Origin of the sequence: Rhizobacter sp. (assembly GCA_019635355.1) — a bacterium.
In the GTDB taxonomy this organism is placed as follows: domain Bacteria; phylum Pseudomonadota; class Gammaproteobacteria; order Burkholderiales; family Burkholderiaceae_C; genus Rhizobacter.
In genome coordinates, this window is the sequence record JAHBZQ010000001.1 from 4,760,950 (window position 1) to 4,778,759 (window position 17,810).

Annotated in this window: 16 protein-coding genes; 8 read left to right on the forward strand and 8 right to left on the reverse strand. The window is 69.4% G+C overall.

Annotation, left to right across the window (positions count from 1 at the left end):
* The first annotated feature begins 124 nt into the window (after positions 1-124).
* Genes KF892_22115 through KF892_22130 form a run of 4 tightly spaced genes read left to right on the forward strand, consistent with a single transcriptional unit; the run spans position 125 to position 3,262 of the window.
* Positions 125-718 carry a MarR family transcriptional regulator gene (locus tag KF892_22115; protein ID MBX3627720.1) on the forward strand — a complete coding sequence of 198 codons (594 nt, stop codon included), beginning with the start codon at positions 125-127 and terminating at the stop codon, positions 716-718.
* 54 nt (positions 719-772) lie between these two features.
* Complete coding sequence (locus KF892_22120) at positions 773-1,243, forward strand: DUF393 domain-containing protein (GenBank protein ID MBX3627721.1); 471 nt, start codon at positions 773-775, stop codon at positions 1,241-1,243.
* Positions 1,240-2,577: an SDR family oxidoreductase gene (locus tag KF892_22125; protein ID MBX3627722.1), complete on the forward strand. Its 1,338-nt coding sequence runs from the start codon at positions 1,240-1,242 to the stop codon at positions 2,575-2,577. The genes KF892_22120 and KF892_22125 overlap by 4 nt, the downstream gene beginning before the upstream one ends.
* A 7-nt stretch (positions 2,578-2,584) precedes the next feature.
* Entirely contained in the window at positions 2,585-3,262 is a 678-nt protein-coding gene (locus tag KF892_22130) for a molybdopterin-dependent oxidoreductase (GenBank protein MBX3627723.1), read from the forward strand.
* 22 nt (positions 3,263-3,284) lie between these two features.
* Here KF892_22130 and KF892_22135 read toward each other — a convergent pair whose 3' ends face one another.
* Positions 3,285-5,030 (reverse strand): patatin-like phospholipase family protein, encoded by a 1,746-nt coding sequence (locus KF892_22135; GenBank protein ID MBX3627724.1) that lies wholly within the window; start codon positions 5,028-5,030, stop codon positions 3,285-3,287.
* Between the two features lie 72 nt (positions 5,031-5,102).
* Here KF892_22135 and KF892_22140 point away from each other — a divergent pair, with 72 nt between their 5' ends.
* Genes KF892_22140 through KF892_22155 form a run of 4 tightly spaced genes read left to right on the forward strand, consistent with a single transcriptional unit; the run spans position 5,103 to position 8,275 of the window.
* A complete protein-coding gene (locus KF892_22140; protein ID MBX3627725.1) occupies positions 5,103-6,584 on the forward strand; it encodes a potassium/proton antiporter in 1,482 nt (493 codons plus the stop codon).
* Positions 6,584-6,982 carry a DUF1232 domain-containing protein gene (locus KF892_22145; GenBank protein ID MBX3627726.1) on the forward strand — a complete coding sequence of 133 codons (399 nt, stop codon included), beginning with the start codon at positions 6,584-6,586 and terminating at the stop codon, positions 6,980-6,982. The genes KF892_22140 and KF892_22145 overlap by 1 nt, the downstream gene beginning before the upstream one ends.
* A complete protein-coding gene (locus tag KF892_22150) occupies positions 6,979-7,446 on the forward strand; it encodes a thermonuclease family protein (GenBank protein MBX3627727.1) in 468 nt (155 codons plus the stop codon). Before KF892_22145 ends, KF892_22150 begins: the two co-directional genes overlap by 4 nt.
* 34 nt (positions 7,447-7,480) lie before the next feature.
* Complete coding sequence (locus KF892_22155) at positions 7,481-8,275, forward strand: MipA/OmpV family protein (GenBank protein ID MBX3627728.1); 795 nt, start codon at positions 7,481-7,483, stop codon at positions 8,273-8,275.
* Here KF892_22155 and rocF read toward each other — a convergent pair whose 3' ends face one another.
* The 7 genes from rocF to KF892_22190 form a co-directional block, all read right to left on the reverse strand.
* The gene (gene rocF, locus KF892_22160; GenBank protein MBX3627729.1) at positions 8,276-9,196 is read right to left on the reverse strand and encodes an arginase; all 921 of its coding nucleotides are present in this window, start codon (positions 9,194-9,196) and stop codon (positions 8,276-8,278) included.
* Between the two features lie 5 nt (positions 9,197-9,201).
* Positions 9,202-10,116, reverse strand: a complete 915-nt coding sequence (locus tag KF892_22165) for a TIGR00730 family Rossman fold protein (protein MBX3627730.1) — start codon at positions 10,114-10,116, stop codon at positions 9,202-9,204.
* Between the two features lie 21 nt (positions 10,117-10,137).
* Positions 10,138-10,896 carry a HesA/MoeB/ThiF family protein gene (locus KF892_22170; protein MBX3627731.1) on the reverse strand — a complete coding sequence of 253 codons (759 nt, stop codon included), beginning with the start codon at positions 10,894-10,896 and terminating at the stop codon, positions 10,138-10,140.
* 67 nt (positions 10,897-10,963) lie between these two features.
* On the reverse strand, positions 10,964-12,415 hold the full coding sequence (locus KF892_22175; protein ID MBX3627732.1) for a S41 family peptidase: 1,452 nt from the start codon (positions 12,413-12,415) through the stop codon (positions 10,964-10,966).
* Between the two features lie 194 nt (positions 12,416-12,609).
* A complete protein-coding gene (locus KF892_22180; GenBank protein ID MBX3627733.1) occupies positions 12,610-15,162 on the reverse strand; it encodes a diguanylate cyclase in 2,553 nt (850 codons plus the stop codon).
* The gene (locus KF892_22185) at positions 15,159-15,419 is read right to left on the reverse strand and encodes a hypothetical protein (protein MBX3627734.1); all 261 of its coding nucleotides are present in this window, start codon (positions 15,417-15,419) and stop codon (positions 15,159-15,161) included. Before KF892_22185 ends, KF892_22180 begins: the two co-directional genes overlap by 4 nt.
* A 108-nt stretch (positions 15,420-15,527) precedes the next feature.
* Positions 15,528-17,810 (reverse strand): ATP-dependent DNA helicase, encoded by a 2,283-nt coding sequence (locus KF892_22190; GenBank protein MBX3627735.1) that lies wholly within the window; start codon positions 17,808-17,810, stop codon positions 15,528-15,530.

Genomic DNA, 17,810 nt, shown 5'->3' on the forward strand with positions numbered 1-17,810 from the left:
ACCGGCGTCGTCCGTGACGCACTCGACGCTTGGGCCGGGTTTCACGCCACCCAAGCGGCTGGGCTGATTTGGCGGCTTGAATTTCTGTGTTGACAGAAATAACTGGCATGCCTAGAGTGGCCTCATGAACCTGTCGCCCACCCTCGAACGCTTCGTCCTGCACTGGGGCGAGATGGGCGCCCGCTGGGGCGTGAACCGCACGGTGGCCCAGATCCATGCGCTGCTCTACATCAACGGCCGGCCGATGCACGCCGAGGAGATCACCGAGACGCTGGGCGTGGCCCGCTCCAACGTGAGCAACAGCATCCGCGAGCTGCAGAGCTGGAACCTGGTGCGCCTCGTGCACATCGCCGGTGACCGGCGCGACCACTTCGAAACCTCGATCTCGGTGTGGGAGTTGGCGCGTACCATCATCCGCGAGCGCCAGCGCCGTGAGATCGCGCCCACCATCGCCGTGCTCACCGAGCTGCTCGACGACCCCGCCATCAGCCGCGACCCGGCCGAGGCCAAGCGGCGCATCCGCGAGACGCTCGATTTCCTGCAGACGCTCACCGCCTGGAGCGACGAGATGCTGCGCCTCGACACCGACACCCTGGCCAAGGTGCTCAAGCTCGGTGCCCGCGTGAAGAAGCTGCTCGGGCGTGGCGACGAGGCCGCACCCGAAACCCCGGCCGCAGACGCCCCGGTGGTGACCCCGGCCCACCTGCTCGGGCCTTGATCAAAATTTTTTTGGGCCGTCATTTCTGTTTTGACTGAAATTACTGGAGGGAGCATGAACACGATCTACCCGCTGACCCTGCTGTACGACGCCGCCTGCCCGGTGTGTGCCCTCGAGATGGACCACCTGCGCGCGCGCAACGATGCCGGCCGCCTCGTGTTCGTCGACATCAGCACACCCGGCTTCGACCCCACGCCTTACGGTGCGAGCCTCGACGCGATGAATGCCGAGATCCACGCCGTGCGCGCCGATGGCGAGTTGATGAAGGGTGTGCAGGTGCTGCGCCTGGCCTACGAGGCGGTGGGCCTGGGCTGGGTGATGCGCCCGGCCGGCTGGGGCCCGCTGCGCGGCCCGGCCGATGTGGCCTACCGCGTGTTCGCCCGGAACCGCCGCACGATTTCTCGTGCCGCGGCGCCGCTGATCGACGCCGTGCGCGCGCTGCGGGCCCGGCAGATGGCGCGGCGGATGCAGCAGTGCGCCGGCGGTGCCTGCTCGGTGGATCAAGACGAAGGGAGGACAACATGAGAGTTCTGGTAACGGGAGCGACCGGCTGCGTGGGCGCAGCCGTGGTGCATGCGCTGCGCGCGCGCGGCCATGCGGTGGTGGAAGGCTCGCGCGGTGCGGCCGACGGGCGGCACACGTTGCACGTCGACTACATGCAGCCGCGCAGCCCCGAGGCCTGGGGCGAGGCGCTGCGGCGCGAGCGCATCGAGGTGGTCGTCAACTGCGTGGGCATCCTCATGCCGGCCCGGGGGCAGAGCTTCGAGCGGGTGCACACCGAGGGGCCGATCGAACTCTTCCGCGGTGCGGCGCTGGCCGGGGTGCACCGGGTGCTGCAGGTGTCGGCGCTCGGCGTGGGCGACGATGCCGAGGCGCTCGCCACACCCTACCTGCGCAGCAAGCTGATGGCCGACGATGCGCTCGCCTCGCTGCCGCTCGAGTGGGCGGTGCTGCGGCCTTCGCTGGTCTACGGCCCGCGCAGCCAGAGTGCGGCCTTGTTCGCCACGCTGGCGAGCCTGCCGGTGATCTCGCTGCCCAGGCAGGGCTGGCAGCAGGTGCAGCCGCTGCACGTGTACGAGCTGGCCGAAGCGATGGCGCGGCTGGTCGAGCAACCCGGTGTGCTGCGCGAGGTGCATGAACTCGCCGGCCCGGCACCCATCACCTACCGAGACATGCTCGCGGAGTACCGCCGTGCGCAAGGCCTGGGCGATGCGCTGTGGCTTCCGGTGCCCATGCCGCTCATGAAGCTGCTGGCGCTCGCCGCCGAGGCCCTGCCGCAGCAGGTGTACTGCCGCGACACGCTGCGCCTGCTGGAGCGCGGCAACACCACGGAGCACAACGCGCTGCCCGTGCTGCTCGGCCGCCGCCCGACGACGATGGCGCAAGGCCTCGCGGTGACGGCGCCGCAGCCGCTCGTCGACCTGCGCGTGCAGCTCAGCCCTGCGGCGCAGTGGCTCGCACGCGGTTCGCTCGCCTTCATGTGGCTCTACACCTCGCTCATCAGCGCCTGGCTGCCGCAGGAGTCGGGCGTGCTCGCGCTGATGGCGCGTTGCGGCTTCGAGGGCGAGTGGGGCATCGCCGCGCTGGTGTTCTCGTGCAGCCTCAACACGGTGCTGGGCGTGCTCGCGCTGCGCCGGCCGGTGCCGTGGGCGATGGCCCTGCAGGTGATCGCCGTGATCGGCTACACCACGACCGCCGCGCTCAACATGCCCGAGCTGACCATCGACCACTGCGGCCCGCTGGTGAAGAACCTGCCGGTGCTCGCGCTGCTCACGCTGCTCTGGCTGGCCGCACCGGCAAGCGTGGCCAAGCCCGTGGCAGCGCGTGCCCCGGCCAGCGCCCGCATGAGGGCCACGTGAGAGCCGCATGAGCACACCCCGCACCCCGTTGCCGCCCGGCCAGCGCGCACGCGACGACTTCCCGCGCTTCGGCGCCACGCCCTACGCCGAGCGCTTCCCGGCGCATGCCGATCGCGTGCGTGTGCACATCGGTGGCGACGTGCGCACACCCCTCACGCTGGAGCAGGCCTGGGCGCAGCTGCCGCGCACCGAGGTCTGCGCCGATTTCCATTGCGTGACGACCTGGTCGCACCGCGGCCTCAGGTGGGGCGGCGTGCGCTTCGCCGACGTCTACCAGCACGTGGTGCTGCCGCTCGCAGGCGCTGCACCCGACGCCACCTTCGTGGTGATGCGTGCACAAGACGGCTATCGCTCCAGCCTGCCGCTGCAAGACCTGCTCGCCGACGACGTGCTGCTGGCCGACACGCTCGACGGCAAGCCGCTGCCCATCGCCCACGGCGCGCCGCTGCGCCTGGTGGCGCCGGCCCACTATGGCTACAAGAACGTGAAGCACCTCGACCGCATCGAGTTCCGCCGCAGCAGCGCGGGCTACCGGCCGGTCGGCCCGCGCTTCATGGCGCATGACCGTGCCCGCGTGGCGCTGGAGGAGCGCGGCCAGGGCGTACCCGGCTGGCTGCTGCGCTGGCTGTACCGTCCGCTGATCGGGCCCACCGTTCGCCGATTCGCACAGGCCCTGCGCGAGTGACGTGGCGCCCTCGGCGCTGCCGTCAGCGGCTCTGCACCTCGGGCCCTTCGATGCGGCGGCACACCTGCCGTGCGTGGGCCACGGCCTCGAGTGCCACGCTCGGCGCCGTCACGAGGTTGCGGATCTGCTGCAGGCACGGGTTGGCGGGCGAGATGACGATGTCGACCGCTTCGTCGAGCAGCCGCGCGTCGCCGTCGGCCAGCTTGAACGAGGTGGGGATGGTGTCGAGCTTGCGCTTGAGGCCGGCGTGCGCGCGGTCCACCGCCTCCAGGTCGTCGAAGCCGAAGTGATAGAAGACCAGGCGCTCGCTCAGGTCGAGCATGGGGCGGTTGCGCTCGTTCAGGGCACGGCACAGCGCGCTCGGCAGCTCGCGGGTCTCGGGTTCGCAGCTGCCGTCGTTCCAGCGCAGGCGGGCACCGTTGAATTCACCGATCAGCCGGCCGCGGTTGTTTTGCAGCAGTGCGTCGACCGCGTCGCTCACGTTGGCGTCGAGCAGCAGGCCGAGCGTGCCGCGTGGGTCGGGGTCGAGCCGGCTCGCGCCGCGTGGGCGGGTGAAGGCGTCGACCAGCATGACGACGACGCGGTCGTAGTCGTCGAGGCGGCCCTGGGCCTCGAGTTGGAAGAGCGCGCGCTTCACCGACTTGAGCCCGAGGTTGTCGGAGTTGCCGCCGTCGAACACGTGCAGGTACTGCCGGTCGGTGCACTTGAGTTCGTCGTCGCGGTTCTTCGCGCAATAGGTGTCGAGCGCGCCGGGCCGGTAGTCCTGCAGCGTGTGGCTCGGGAAGACGAGCGGGAACGATGACGAGGCCATCACCGCGCGGGCCACCGAATAGCGGCCGAGGTCGGCGTTGAGGCGGTCGCGGAAGTCCTGCTCGGTGAAGGTGAAGACGCTGCCGAAGGCGTATTCGTCGACGGCGAGGCCGGGGCCGCTCTGATCGGTGGCGGTGGTGGCGTTGACGAGCAGGAAGGGCCGCGTGGGGTTGAGCTCGTCGAAGCGCAGGTCGCCGCCGAGGAGGCGCGTGCCGTAGAGGTTGTCGCCGAGGGTCTGCGCCATGATGTCGCCGCGGTCGTAGGCGGTGAACCAGTAGCGGGCGATGTTCTGCGGCCACAGCCAGTTGCCGAACCAGCGCAGCAGGTAGTTGCGGCGGGTGAGGTCGAGCACGCTCTCGGGCTGCCAGTCGCGCAGCTGCTTGAGCGGGGCCTGGCGGCACAGGGTGTCGAGGCGGCGCAGCGCCTGCGTGTGCGTGGGCAGCCTCGTGTGCAGCAGGGCAAGGTCGTTGGTGCTCAGCGGGGCGTTGCACTGCAGCGTGTGGTGGGTGGCATCGAGCTTGACCTGCTGCGCGAGCGGCGTGCCGGCCATCAGCGGTGGCAGGGCGGCGGCGAGCGCCGGTGAGTTGAGCGACACGTCGCGCGAGGCGGCGTAGAGCGCGGCGGTGATCGAGCCACCCGACACCGACGAGAGCACGTCGACTTCATCCAGCAGGTCGAGCTCGGGGTAGAGCGTCTGCAGCCGGAGCATGGTCGCGGCCGACAGGTAGGCCGCCCGCGAGCCGCCGCCCGAGAGCGCGAGGAACATCAGCACCTTCGGGTTGCCGCGCGCGCCGTCGATGGCGAAGCTCGCGCGTGACGGGGCCGCCGCGCTCGCCGGGGGCGAGGCGGGCAGCGGCTGGTTGGTGTGGGTGAAGAGGGTCGTGCAAGCCGACAGCAGCGCGGCGCCGCAGCCCGCGAGCAGCCGGGCGGCGAGGGGGCGAAGGCGCGCGAAGCTCATGCCGGCGTTATAGGAGAGACCGAGAAGCACCGTGTCCCCAACGTTAGGGAGCCGTCTGCTACCGTCTGCCGCGTGCACAGTTTCAACCTCGTTCTCCTCGCGGGTGGGCTGCTCGTCTTCGTGAGCCTGCTGGTCGGTGTGGCGTCGGCACGCGCGGGGCTGCCCTTTCTGCTGGTGTTTCTGGTGGCCGGCATGCTGGTGGGCGTCGACGGGCCCGGTGGCGTGCGCTTCGACAACTCGCTGCTGTCGGCCTGGGTGGGCCATGCGGCGCTCGCCATCATCCTGCTCGAAGGCGGCGTGAGCACGCCCATCAAGACCTTCCGTGCCGGCATCAAGCCCGCGGTGCTGCTGGCCACGGTGGGGGTGCTCGTGACCGCCGGCGCGGTGGGCGTGGCCGCGATGCTCGCGATGGGGATCGACTGGCGCTACGGCCTGCTGCTCGGCGCCATCGTTGGCTCCACCGACGCGGCGGCCGTCTTTTCGCAACTGCGCCAGAGCGGCGTGCACCTGAGCGAGCGGGTGGCGGCCACGCTCGAGATGGAGTCGGGCCTCAACGACCCGATGGCGGTGTGCCTGGTGCTGGCGCTCATCGACGTGATCCGCGCCGAGGCCGGGCCGGGCGAAGTGGCGATGCTGCTGCTGCGCCAGGGTGGCTTTGGCGCAGCGTGCGGCCTGCTCGGCGGGCTCGGTGTGGCGTGGCTGCTGCGCCGCGTGGCGCGCCGGCTCGAGCTCACCGCGGCGCACAGCGGCATGCTGGCGCTCATCATCGTGTCGGCGGGTGTGGTGGTGTTCGCGGTGGCCGGCCTGCTCGAAGGCTCGGGCTTTCTCGCGGTGTACCTCTTCGGGCTGATGGTGCGCGAGCGGGCCGACGTGGCCGCGCATGCCGCCTCGTCGGCACTCGACGGCTTCGCCTGGGCGGCTCAGGCGAGCATGTTCCTCCTGCTGGGCCTGCTGGTGGCGCCACATCAGCTGCTGGCGAGCGCCGGGCCCACGCTGGCGATCGCGGCGGCGCTGATGTTCGTCGCGCGGCCATTGGCGGTGGGCCTGTGCCTCGCGCCGCTGCGCTTCAGGCGCGGCGAGATCGCATTCATCAGCTGGGTGGGGCTGCGTGGCGCGGTGCCCATCGTGCTGGCGCTCTTCCCGCTGCTCGCGCGTGTGCCCGACAGCTACCGCTTCTTCAACGTCGCGTTTGCCGTGGTGCTGGCCTCGCTGCTGCTGCAAGGCACGACGCTCGCCCGTGCGGCCCGCTGGACGGGCGTGGCCCTGCCGCCACCCGAGCCGCCGCCCGGCGAGGGGCCGGTGGTGGGCCGGCTGCTGCTCGATGCGGCGCTGCCGCTCGACGAGGTGTTTGAATTCTTCAAGCTGCCCCCACCTGAAACGGCTGGCCCGAGCTTGCGCGACTGGATGACCGACACGCTGGCGCGCGGGCATGGGGTGGGCGACGGTGTCGACTGGCACGGCGCCCGTTTCGAGGTGCACGCGATGCAGGGCGAGGTGATCGCCAGCGTGGGCGTGACGCTGCAACCGACCGCGGCACAGACGACGAGGACCTGATGGTGTTCAAAGTGGGCAAGCTCGTGCGGGCCGCCAACAAGGCGCGGCTGGCCACCTACCTCATCGCGCTGTGGAAGCTCTTCAAGCACCCGCAGACGCCACGCGCCGCCAAGGTCACCGCCATCGCGGTGCTCGCGTATGTGCTGAGCCCGATCGACCTGATCCCCGATTTCATTCCGGTGCTGGGCCTGCTCGACGAAGTGGCGCTGGTGCCGCTGGGCATCGCGCTCGTCGTGCGCCTCACGCCCAAGCCGCTGTGGGAATCGCTGCTGAAGGAGGCCGAGGCTTCGCGCGACAAGCTGCCCCGGCTGTGGTGGGGCGCGGCCTTGATCGTGCTCGTGTGGTTGGTGCTGATGGGCCTCTTCGTGTGGTGGCTCGTGAGCCTCTTCGGCGCATGAGGCGGCTCGTCGCCTTGCTGGCCCTGCTCGCGTGTGCCTCGGCGCATGCGCTGAGCGGCGTGGTCACGCACGTGACCGACGGCGACACGCTCTGGGTGCGCCCCGAGGGCGGCGCGCCGGTGAAGGTGCGGGTGCAGGGCATCGACGCACCCGAGCGCTGCCAGGCCTGGGGGCCGCAGGCGCGCGACGCGCTGGCGGCGCGTGTGCTGCACCGGCAGGTGGAGGTGCGCACGCGCGCGAAGGATGCCTACCACCGCACCATCGGCACCGTGGCACTCGACGGTCACGACGTGGCCGCGTGGATGGTGCGCGAAGGCCACGCGTGGAGCCAGCGTTACCGCCGGAGCCCCGGCCCGTATGCGGCCGAGGAGGCCGAGGCACGGCGATTGCTGCGTGGCCTGTTCGCAGCACCCGCGGCGATCGAGCCGCGGCAGTTCCGCAAGGCGCATGGGCCTTGCGAGTGACGATGTTTGATTTCTTGACTGCAGGGATGTCCTGATGAAGCTGATCGCAAGAGGGGTGGTGGCGTGTGGGCTGGCGCTGGGTGCCGGTGTCGCGGGGGCACAGGCTTTCGACACGGTGCGCCTGGACGGGCCCGAGGGCGAAGGGCAGGGCCGCATCGGCCTGGCGGCGATTGCTGGCCACCGCTACCTGGGCTCCGACGAGGAGCGCTACATGCTCTTCCCGACCGTCGACTACCGCTGGGCCAACGGCTGGTTTGCGGGTGTGGGCAACGGCGTGGGCTACCGCTTCAAGAGCGCGAGCCCGCAGTGGCAGTACGGGGTGCGCCTGGCCGCCGACTTCGGCCGCAAGGAGAGCCGCTCCGAGGTGCTGCGGGGCTTGGGCGACATCCCGCGCAGGCCGCAGGCGGGTGTCTTCCTCAACTGGCATGCGGCGCGCGCACTCGCCTTCCACAGCTCGCTGCGTTATGGCTCGGGCGAAGACCGTGACGGCTTGGTCGTCGATGTGGGCCTCAACACCGGCACCCAGATTGCGCCGCGCTGGCGCCTGGGCCTGGGTCTCGGGGCCACCTGGGTCAACCGCGCGTGGATGCAGTCGTACTTCGGCATCACGCCCGAGCAGAGCGCCCGCAGTGGCTATGCGGTGTCAACGGTCGGCGCGGGCGTGCGCGATGTGAAGCTGAGCACCTCGCTCATCTACTTCATCAACCACGACTGGAGCGCCTCGTTCATCGTGAGCGCCACATCGCTGCAGGGCGACGCGAGAGACAGCGTGATCGTGCGCGAGCGCAACCCCGTGACGGGCATCCTTGCGGTCGGCTATCGCTTCTGACTACTTCCGCATCAGCGTGCTCTTGCCGAAGAGGCTGCCGATCAGGTCGACCGCCACTTCGGCGGTGCGGTTGCGCACGTCGAGCGCGGGGTTGAGTTCCATCACGTCGAGCGAGCCCATGCGGCCGGTGTCGGCGATCATCTCCATGCACAGCTGCGCTTCGCGGTAGGTGGGCCCACCCATGACAGTAGTGCCCACGCCGGGCGCGTAGTCGGGGTCGAGGAAGTCGACGTCGAAGCTCACGTGCAGGTGGGTGTTGACGTCGAGCGTGGCGAGCGCCAGCTCCATCGCGTGGCGCATGCCCATCTCGTCGATGTAGCGCATGTCGAAGACTTCAAGGTCCATCTCGTGCACGAAGCGCTTCTCGCCCGCGTCGACGCTGCGGATGCCGATCTGGCGGATCCACTTCGGGCTGATCGCCGGCACGTGGCCGCCGATCTCGATCAGCTCCTTCGGACCTTTGCCGCACAGGCAGGCCACCGGCATGCCATGCAGGTTGCCGCTCGGGGTGAGGATGTTGGTGTTGAAGTCGGCGTGCGCATCGAGCCAGAGGATGCGCAGCTTCTTCTTCGCTTCTCGGCAGTGGCGCGCCACCGCGCTGATGCTGCCCAGGCCGAGGCAGTGGTCACCCCCCAGCAGGATGGGGAAGCGGCCCTGCGCCAGCTCGGTGTGCACGGCGTCGTGCACGAGGCGGTTCCAGGTCACGACTTCTGCGAGGTGGCGGTAGCCGTCGACCGGCGGTTGCCAGGGGTTGGCCGGGCCTGAGAGGTTGCCGCGGTCGATGACTTCGAGGCCCTGGCCTTGGAGGGTGGTCACGATGTTGGCCACCCGCAGTGCCTCGGGGCCCATGCTCGCGCCGCGATCGCCAGCGCCGATGTCGGTCGGGGCTCCGATGATGCTGACGGTTTGCGCGGCGTTCATTGGCGTCAGTCTTCCATGTCGAAGCTTCCGAGGTCGCCGATCTCGGTGGCGGGCAGGTCGAAGCCGTATTCAGCCTCCAGCGCTTCCCACGCTTCTTCCGCCGACTCGACGAACTTGAAGAGCTGCAGGTCGACCTCGCTGATCATGCCGGTCTCGACCAGGTGCTCGAAGTTGACGAGCTTGGTCCAGAACTCGCGGCCGAAGAGCAGGATGGGGCGGCGGCGGCACTTGCCGGTCTGGATCAGCGTGAGCACCTCGAACATCTCATCGAGCGTGCCGAAGCCGCCGGGGAAGCACACCAACCCGATCGAGCGCATCAGGAAGTGCATCTTGCGCAGGCCGAAGTAGTGGAACTGGAAGCACAGCTCCGGCGTGATGTAGGGGTTGGGCGCCTGCTCGTGCGGCAGCACGATGTTCAAGCCGATGCTCTTGCCGCCCACTTCGTGCGCACCGCGGTTGCCGGCTTCCATGATGCCGGGGCCGCCGCCGGTCACCACGTAGATCGGTGCGGCGAGCTCGCGCGATTTCTGCGTCACGAGTGCGCCGAAGCGGCGGGCCTCGTCGTAGTAGCGCGACATGCGCACGTGGTTCTCGGCGATGCGGATCGCGGTCTCGTTGTTGGCGCTGGTCGCATCGGCCAGCAGGCGCTGAGCCACGTCGGGGGGCACGATGCGGGCGCTGCCGAAGATCACGATGGTCGACTCGATGGCCTGTTCCTTCTGCACCATCTCGGGCTTGAGCAGCTCGAGCTGCATGCGCACCGGGCGCAGCTCGTCGCGCAGCAGGAATTTCTCGTCGGTGAAGGCGAGGCGGTATGAGCTCTCCGGGCCGTCGTAGAGCGAAGGCGGCGGGCCTTGCAGCTCGGCTTCCTTCTTGGCCGGGAGGATGTTGCGGGCGGTGAGTTCTGTGCGCTTGTCCATGGGGTGCAGCTTACCCCCGGTTCACAGCAATGAGCGTTCCTTGCACACGACGCAATCAGGGGCGCGCGCGGTCTTGATTTCCGTCCACTCCATGCTGCGGGCATCGAGCATCTGCAAGCGCCCGGCGAGCGACTCGCCCGTGCCGGCAAGCAGCTTCAGCGCCTCGGCCGCCTGCATGCTGCCGACGATGCCCACCAGCGGTGCGAAGACGCCCATCGTGGCGCAGCGCACCTCTTCGAAGGCGGCGTCTGGCGGGAAGAGGCAGGCGTAGCAGGGCGCGTCGGGCTGGCGGGTGTCGTAAACGGAGATCTGCGCATCGAAGCCGATGGCCGCGCCCGAGACCAGCGGCTTCTTGTGTCTCACACAGGCGGCGTTCACCGCGTGGCGGGTGGTGAAGTTGTCGGTGCAGTCGATCACCACGTCGGCGCCGGCCACCAGTTCATCCAGCCGCTCGGGGCCGGCACGCTCGGTGAGGGCCACGACCTGCACCTCGGGGTTGATCTCGCCGATCGACTGCGCGGCCGATTCGGCCTTGGGCCGGCCCACGCGGCTCATGTCGTGCGCGATCTGGCGCTGCAGGTTGGTGAGGTCGACCGTGTCGTGGTCGACGAGGGTGATGCGGCCCACGCCGGCCGTGCCGAGGTACAGCGCCACCGGCGAGCCCAGGCCCCCTGCGCCGATCACCAGCGCATGCGAGTCGAGCAGCTTGCGCTGGCCTTCGATGCCCAGCTCGTCGAGCAGGATGTGGCGCGAGTAGCGCAGGAGCTGGTCGTCGTTCATGGGGCAATGATGGCGCAGAAAGACAAACGCCCGCAGGCAGCGGGCGTTGTCGCGGGGAGCCGGGTGATCAGTTGGTCGTCGAGGCCTCGGGCTTGCGTTCCACCGCGCTCTTGGACACCAGCACCGGCTTGCCTTTCAGGCGGTTGAGCGCCTGGGCGAGCTGGAAGTCTTCGGCGCTGCCGAACTCGGGCAGCGGCTTCGGGGCAGCCGTGTTCTTGGCGGCTTCTTCTTCCAGCTTCTTGCGCTGCTCTTCGCGGGCCTTCTCACGGGCGGTGTCTTTCACCTCGGGGCCCTGGCCGCTGTTGAGGTGCTTGTCGAGGTCGGCCTCGCGCATGCGCAGCGCGGCGAAGACATTGCCTTCGGCGGTCTCGTCGAGCATCACGTCGGGCACGATGCCGCGCGCCTGGATCGACTTGCCGCTCGGCGTGTAGTAGCGGGCCGTGGTGATCTTCACCGAGGTGTTGGCCACCGGCAGCTGGCGGATCTCGGTCTGCACCGAGCCCTTGCCGAAGGTCTGCGCGCCCATGATGGTGGCGCGCTTGTGGTCTTGCAGGGCGCCGGCCACGATCTCGCTGGCCGAGGCCGAGCCTTCGTTGACGAGCACCACCACCGGCACCGTCTTCATGGCTTCGGGCAGGCCCTTGAGCGGGTCGAAGCCGGAGCGGCGGCTGTAGTCGCGCTGCACCGCCTTGAACTCGGCGCGCGACTGCGGGATCTGCCCATTCATCGACACCACCGTCACACCTTGCGGCAGGAAGGCGGCCGAGATGGCGACGGCCGCGTCGAGCAGGCCGCCCGGGTCGTTGCGCAGGTCGAGCACCAGGCCCTTGAGGTTGGGATCTTGCGTGTACAGGTCGTTGACCTTGCGCACGAAGTCGATGACGGTGGGCTCCTGGAACTGGCGCACGCGCACCCAGCCGTAGCCGGGCTCGATCATCTTGGCGCTCACGCTCTGCACGTTGATCTCGGAGCGGGTGATGGTCACCGGGAAGGTGCGGCTCTCGGCCTTGCGGAAGATGGTGAGGATGACCTTGGTGTCACGCTCGCCGCGCATGCGCTTGACGGCCTGGTCCATCGTGAGGCCGCGCACGGCGGTGTCGTCGATCTTGGTGATGAGGTCACCCGACTTGATGCCGGCCTTGAAGGCGGGCGAGCCTTCGATGGGCGAGACGACCTTCACCAGGCCGTCTTCCATGCCGATCTCGATGCCCACGCCGACGAACTTGCCCGAGACGCTCTCGCGGAACTCGGTGAAGTTCTTGCCTTCGAGGTATTGGGAATGCGGGTCAAGGCCGGAGACCATGCCGCCGATGGCGTCGCGGATCAGCTTCTTCTCGTCGACCGGGTCGACGTAGGAGGTCTTCACCACATTGAAGACCTCGGCCAGCTGCTGCAGCTCTTCGAGGGGAAGCTGGTTGACGGGATTGCTGCGGGCCGTGGCCTGCAGTTGCATGGTGGTCAGACCCCCGGCCAAGGCCCCTACGACAACCCAGCCAGCGACCTTGAGTTTGGCGCCCATATATGACCTGCTTCCTGCAAAAGACGGAGATTTCACGCGAATTCAGTATAAAACTGCGACCCCGCTTGGAGGGGCGTGGTAGCACTAAGTTTCACGGCATTTTCCCGCGGCGCCGCACGCAGTGGCGAAGGGTGTGCAAACAAACACGCAGGGCGCAAAAGGGCATCGTGTGCGTGGGGTCGGCGGCGGGGTTTTCAACCCTCGGCCGCGGCCATTTCGAAGCGCCCGCGCCCGGCGCGTTTGGCCTGGTAGAGCGCGACGTCGGCGCGCTGTGCGAGCGACTGCACCGAGTCTTCGCCGTGGCGCGCCACGGCCAGGCCCACGCTGGCGCCGATCGACAGCTGCTTGCCTTCGAGGGCGAAGGTCTCGCCCAGCGCACCGACGATCTTGCGGGCGACGGTGGCGGCCGCCGCGGCGTCTTTGACGTCGGGCAGCACCACGGCGAATTCGTCGCCGCCCAGTCGCGCGAGCAGGTCGGTCGGGCGCAGCACCTTCTGCAGCCGCTGGGCCACGGCCACGAGCAGTGCATCGCCGGTGGCATGGCCGTGTTCGTCGTTCACCGGCTTGAAGCGGTCGAGGTCAACCATCAGCAAGGCGAGGGGGTGGTGGTCTTCCTGGGCGCGCAGCAGGGCTTCGCCCACCCGCAGGTCGAAGCCGGCGCGGTTGAGCGTGCCGGTGAGGGGGTCGGTCTGCGAGGCGTCGAGCAGGATCTGGTGCTGGCGCTTGTGGCTCGTGATGTCTTGCGAAAGCGCCACCAGCCCGGCCACCTGACCCTCGGCGTCGCGGAAGGGGATGTAGGTGGTCTCGAAGTACTGGTGGCCCGCGGTGCCCGACTCGAACATCACCCGCTGGCCCGAGAGCGCCGCCTCGATGAACGGGCGGCGGCGCTCGTATTCCGTCTCGCCCAGCACCTCGCGCGCATGCTGGCCGGCGATGCGGCCGCGCGGGTGGCCCACCCACTGGTCGAAGGCGTCGTTGGTGAAGAGATAGCGCTGGTGCTTGTCGGCCACGGCCACCAGCACCGGCAGCGTGGCCGCCACCACCTTGAGGATGGATTCGCTGCGCTGCAGCTCGGTGCGGCTCCGGATCTCGTGCGAGATGTCGCGCATCACGATGGAGTAGGTCTCGACCTCCTGGCGCTCGTCGCGGTGCACGATGAGCATCTCGCTGACGTCGATCTCGCGGCCGTCGCCGCGCAGCACGGAGGTCTCGCCCAGCCAGAGGCCGGTGGCCAGCGCGGCCGGCATGATGATGTCGCGCACCTGGGGCTCGCGGTGCGCGGGCAGGAAGTCGTCGAAGCGCAGGTGCTGGATCGGGTCGTCGGGCTTGAGGTCGAGCATCGCCCGGCCGGCCGGGTTGAGGTAGAGCATCTGGCCCTGGGCGCTGACCTGGGCCACGATGTCGGTGCTGCGCTCGAAGATGGCGGTGAGCATCCGCTGCGCGCGCTGCTGCTGGGCGCGCTCGGTCACGTCTTCGATGGAGCCCACGTGGCCGATGAGCCGGCCGTCGACCGTGAGCGGCGCGGTGCGCACCGAGAGCATGGCCGGCTCGCCATCGGGCTTGGTCACGTAGAGGGTGTTGCGCACCGGCTCGAGGCTGGCTGTGGCCTCGCGCCAGACGGTCATGAGCTCCTGGCGCTGCGTGGGGGCGACCAGGTCGCTCCAGCCCCAGGCCATGCGCTCGCGCGGCAGGCCGAACTTCTGGAAATAGGCGTCGTTGGCGTAGGTGGTCTCGCCCCGCGTGTCGGTCATGAAGAGGCCGAGCGGGAAGGCGTTGCTGACCGCGTCGAACTGCGCCTGGCTGTGCCGGGCCGCCCGCTGGGTGCGCGCCAGGACCCAGGAGAACACCGCCCCGCCCACGGTGAGCAGCACCAGCACGCCGATGCCGAGGTTGCGCCGGGTGTAGAAGGCGGCGAGCAGCTCGTCGCGCTCCTGCGAGACGAGCACCGTGACCGGGTAGTCGACCAGGCGCTCGAAGGTGGCCAGGCGCGGCTGGCCGCCGGTCAGGCTGCCGTCATGCTCGAAAGCCCCTTGCACGACGCCGGCCGCCGCGGGGCGCGGGCGGTTGGCGAGCACGTTCTGGCCGATCAGGGTGTCGGAGTAGGGCGCACGCACCACCACGATCCCATTCGAGGTGGTCAGCGAGATGCCGCCGGCCGGCTTCTCGCGCAGGCGCTCATGGATGGCGCTGAGCTTGGGCAGGTTGACCCAGGCCACCACGCCGGCGGCATTGCCGACGGGTGTCGCCAGGCGGCGCGTCATCGGCCAGCGCCACGGCTCGGTGGTGCTGCCGCGCATCGGGTTGCCCACGTGCATGCCGTCGGCGCTGGCGGCGAATTCGACGGGCGGCATCGCCTCGGCCCAGGCCGGCGCGCCCGGCACCGCGATGCCCTTGCCGGCCGCATCGACCAGGCTGAGCTGCACCAAGTCTTCGGACTGGCGGCTGAAGGTCTGCAGCAGCTCGCCGAGACCGGCATCGAGTTCGGGCGAGCGGTGCAGCCACTGCTGCACCACCGCGAGCCGGCCTTCGGTGACACGCAGCAGGTCGCGCGTCTGCTGGGCCGCGGCGTTGTTGATGAGGCGCAGCTGCTTGTGCGCGTTGGCTGCCATGCGCCGCTCTTGTGCGACGGCAAAACCCAGCACCAGCCCCCACAGGATCGCCAGCAGCAAGGCGACTGCGACGAACGGCCCCCAGGCGATGAGCCGGGAGTAGGGCTTGGCCGCGGTGGGCAACTGGTGCGGCGTCACTTCTTCGCGGGTTTGCGCGCGGGCGGGCTGGCCTCGGGCGGCCGCCCGGAGCTGCCGGGCACGATGCCGGGCGTGTTGATGCAGCGCAGGCTGCGGGGCGCCATCGCGTAGGTGCTGGTGCCGGCCACGTTCTGCTCGAGCGCGGTGGACAGCAGGGCCGAGCGGGCCGTCTCGCAGGCGAGGTTCGAGTTGAACGTCGCGACCAGGTACGGGTTCATGCCGTAGGCGGTCACCATGAAGGCGAAGAGCGATACCACGGGAGTCTCCTTGCGAGGACCTGTTGAGATGCGAGAAGAGAGATGCGAGAACGAACGTACCCCGATGATCGGGCACCTTAGCCCAAGCGCATTTTGTTACGGCGGGGATCAGCCGGGAATTTGGGGCTCACTTCGCTGGATGGTCCACCAATCCGGGAGCAGCCGGCGCACCCGGGGGCCGGCGAAACGGTCGTCGATGAGGTGGATCACGCCAACGTCGTGTGGCGTGCGGATCACGCGGCCGGCCGCCTGCACCACCTTCTGCAGGCCGGGGTAGAGGTAGGCGTAGTCGTAGCCGCGCTCGGCGCCGAAGCGCTGGTCGAGGCGCTTCTTCATCTCTTCGTTGACCGGGTTGAGCTGCGGCAGGCCGAGGGTGGCGATGAAGGCGCCGATGAGCAGCCGGCCGGGCAGGTCGATGCCTTCGCCGAAGGATCCGCCCAGCACCGCGAAGCCGATGCCCTGGCCTTCGGGGGTGAAGCGCGCGAGAAAGGCCTCGCGCTCGGGCTCGCTCATGCCGCGCGACTGCTCCCACACCGGCACCTCGGGCGCGAGCGCGCGGAAGGCGGCCAGCACCTGCCGCAGGTAGTCGAAGCTGCTGAAGAAGGCGAGGTAGTTGCCCGGGCGCGCGGCGAACTGGCGCGCGATCAGCCCGGCAATGGGGTCGACCGAGGCGCTGCGGTGCTGGTAGCGGGTGGAGATGTGGCGCGCCACGCGCACTTCGAGCTGCTCGGGCGAGAAGGGCGTGGGCACGTCGAGCCAGACGGTGTCGTCGGGCAGGCCCAGCAGGTTGGCATGGAACTCGTGCGGCGTGAGCGTGGCCGAGAAGAGCGTCACCGAATGGGCCACGGCGAGCCGGGGCCCGAGCTGCGGGGCGGGCACCACGTTGCGCAGCGTGAGCAAGGCGGTGGGCTTGCGCGGCCCGTTGAGGGTCACGTCGAAGAGCCAGTTCTCGTCGGCCAGCTCGTGCACGCGCGAGAAGTGCAGGGCGTCGAAGTAGAAGCGCTGCAGTTCGCCGTCGACGGCTGCGGTGGGGTGCTCGGTGAAATGGTCGGTGATCGTGGCCGTGGCCTTCTGCAGCGCCTGGCTGAAGTCTTCGGGCACGCCGGGGTGCACCTGGTAGGGCACGGCCTGCGCTTTCGCGATCGCGTTCCAGGCCTTGTTGAGCTTGGTGAGCGGGGTCTTCAGCGAGGCGGGTGCATTGCGACGCACGAACTTCAGCGTGGCCTGGTCGAGGTCGGCGCTGTACATCATCCGACCACGCTCGACTAGGTTGTGCGCCTCGTCGATCAGCACGCCGATGCGGCTGCCGCGCGCGAGCGTGAGGCCCATCAGCAGGCCGCCGAGGTCGAGCAGGTAGTTGTAGTCGCCCACGATCACGTCGGCCCAGCGCGCAAGTTCCTGGCTCAGGTAGTAGGGGCAGACCTGGTGGGCGAGCGCCACCTCGCGCACGCCTGCCTTGTCGAGCATCGGGCGCGTGAGCGCCTCGGCGCGGGCGGCGGCCAAGCGGTCGTAGAAGCCCTTGGCGAGCGGACACGAGTCGCCGTGGCAGGCGAGCTCGGGGTGCTCGCAGGCCTTGTCGCGGGCCACGAGTTCCAGCGTGCGCAGCAGCGGTTGCCCTGCCTGCACCCGCTCAGACGCTTCGAGCGCCAGCTGCCGACCCGAGCCCTTGGCGGTGAGGAAAAACACATGGTCAAGCTGCTGCCCCGGCATCGCCTTCAGCATGGGGTAGAGCGTGCCCACCGTCTTGCCGATGCCGGTGGGCGCCTGCGCGAGCAGCACGCGCCCCTGCACCGTGGCGCGGTACACCGCCTCGGCCAGCTCGCGCTGGCCGGTGCGGAACTGCGCATGCGGGAAGGGCAACGAGACGAGCGCCGCGTCGCGCTGCGTGCGGTGCGCGAGCTCCTGTTCGGCCCAGGCGAGAAAGCGTTCGCACTGCTGCTCGAAGTGCGTGCGCAGCGCTTCGGCGCTGTAGGTGTCGGTGAACACCGTCTCGCGCTGCGTGACGATGTCGAAGTAGACGAGCGAGACGTTCATCTCGTCGAGCTGCTCCTGCTCGCACATCAGCCAGCCGTACACCTTGGCCTGCGCCAGGTGCAGCGCACGGTGGTTGGCCGGCTGGCGCGCGAGGTCGCCGCGGAAGGTCTTCACTTCCTCCAGCGTGCGGGTGTGGCGGTCGTAGCCGTCGGCGCGGCCGCGCACGGTGAGCACCTTGTACGTGCCGCTCACGCTCACTTCGGATTCATAACCGCTGCGTTGCCGCCGCGCGGCCACCGTCGCATGGCCGGCCTGGCCTTCGAGCGCCGTGGGTGCGGGAGTGAAGCGCAGGTCGAGATCGCCCGCCTTGGCGGTGAACTCGCACAACGCGCGAACGGCAACGACGTACTGCTTCAA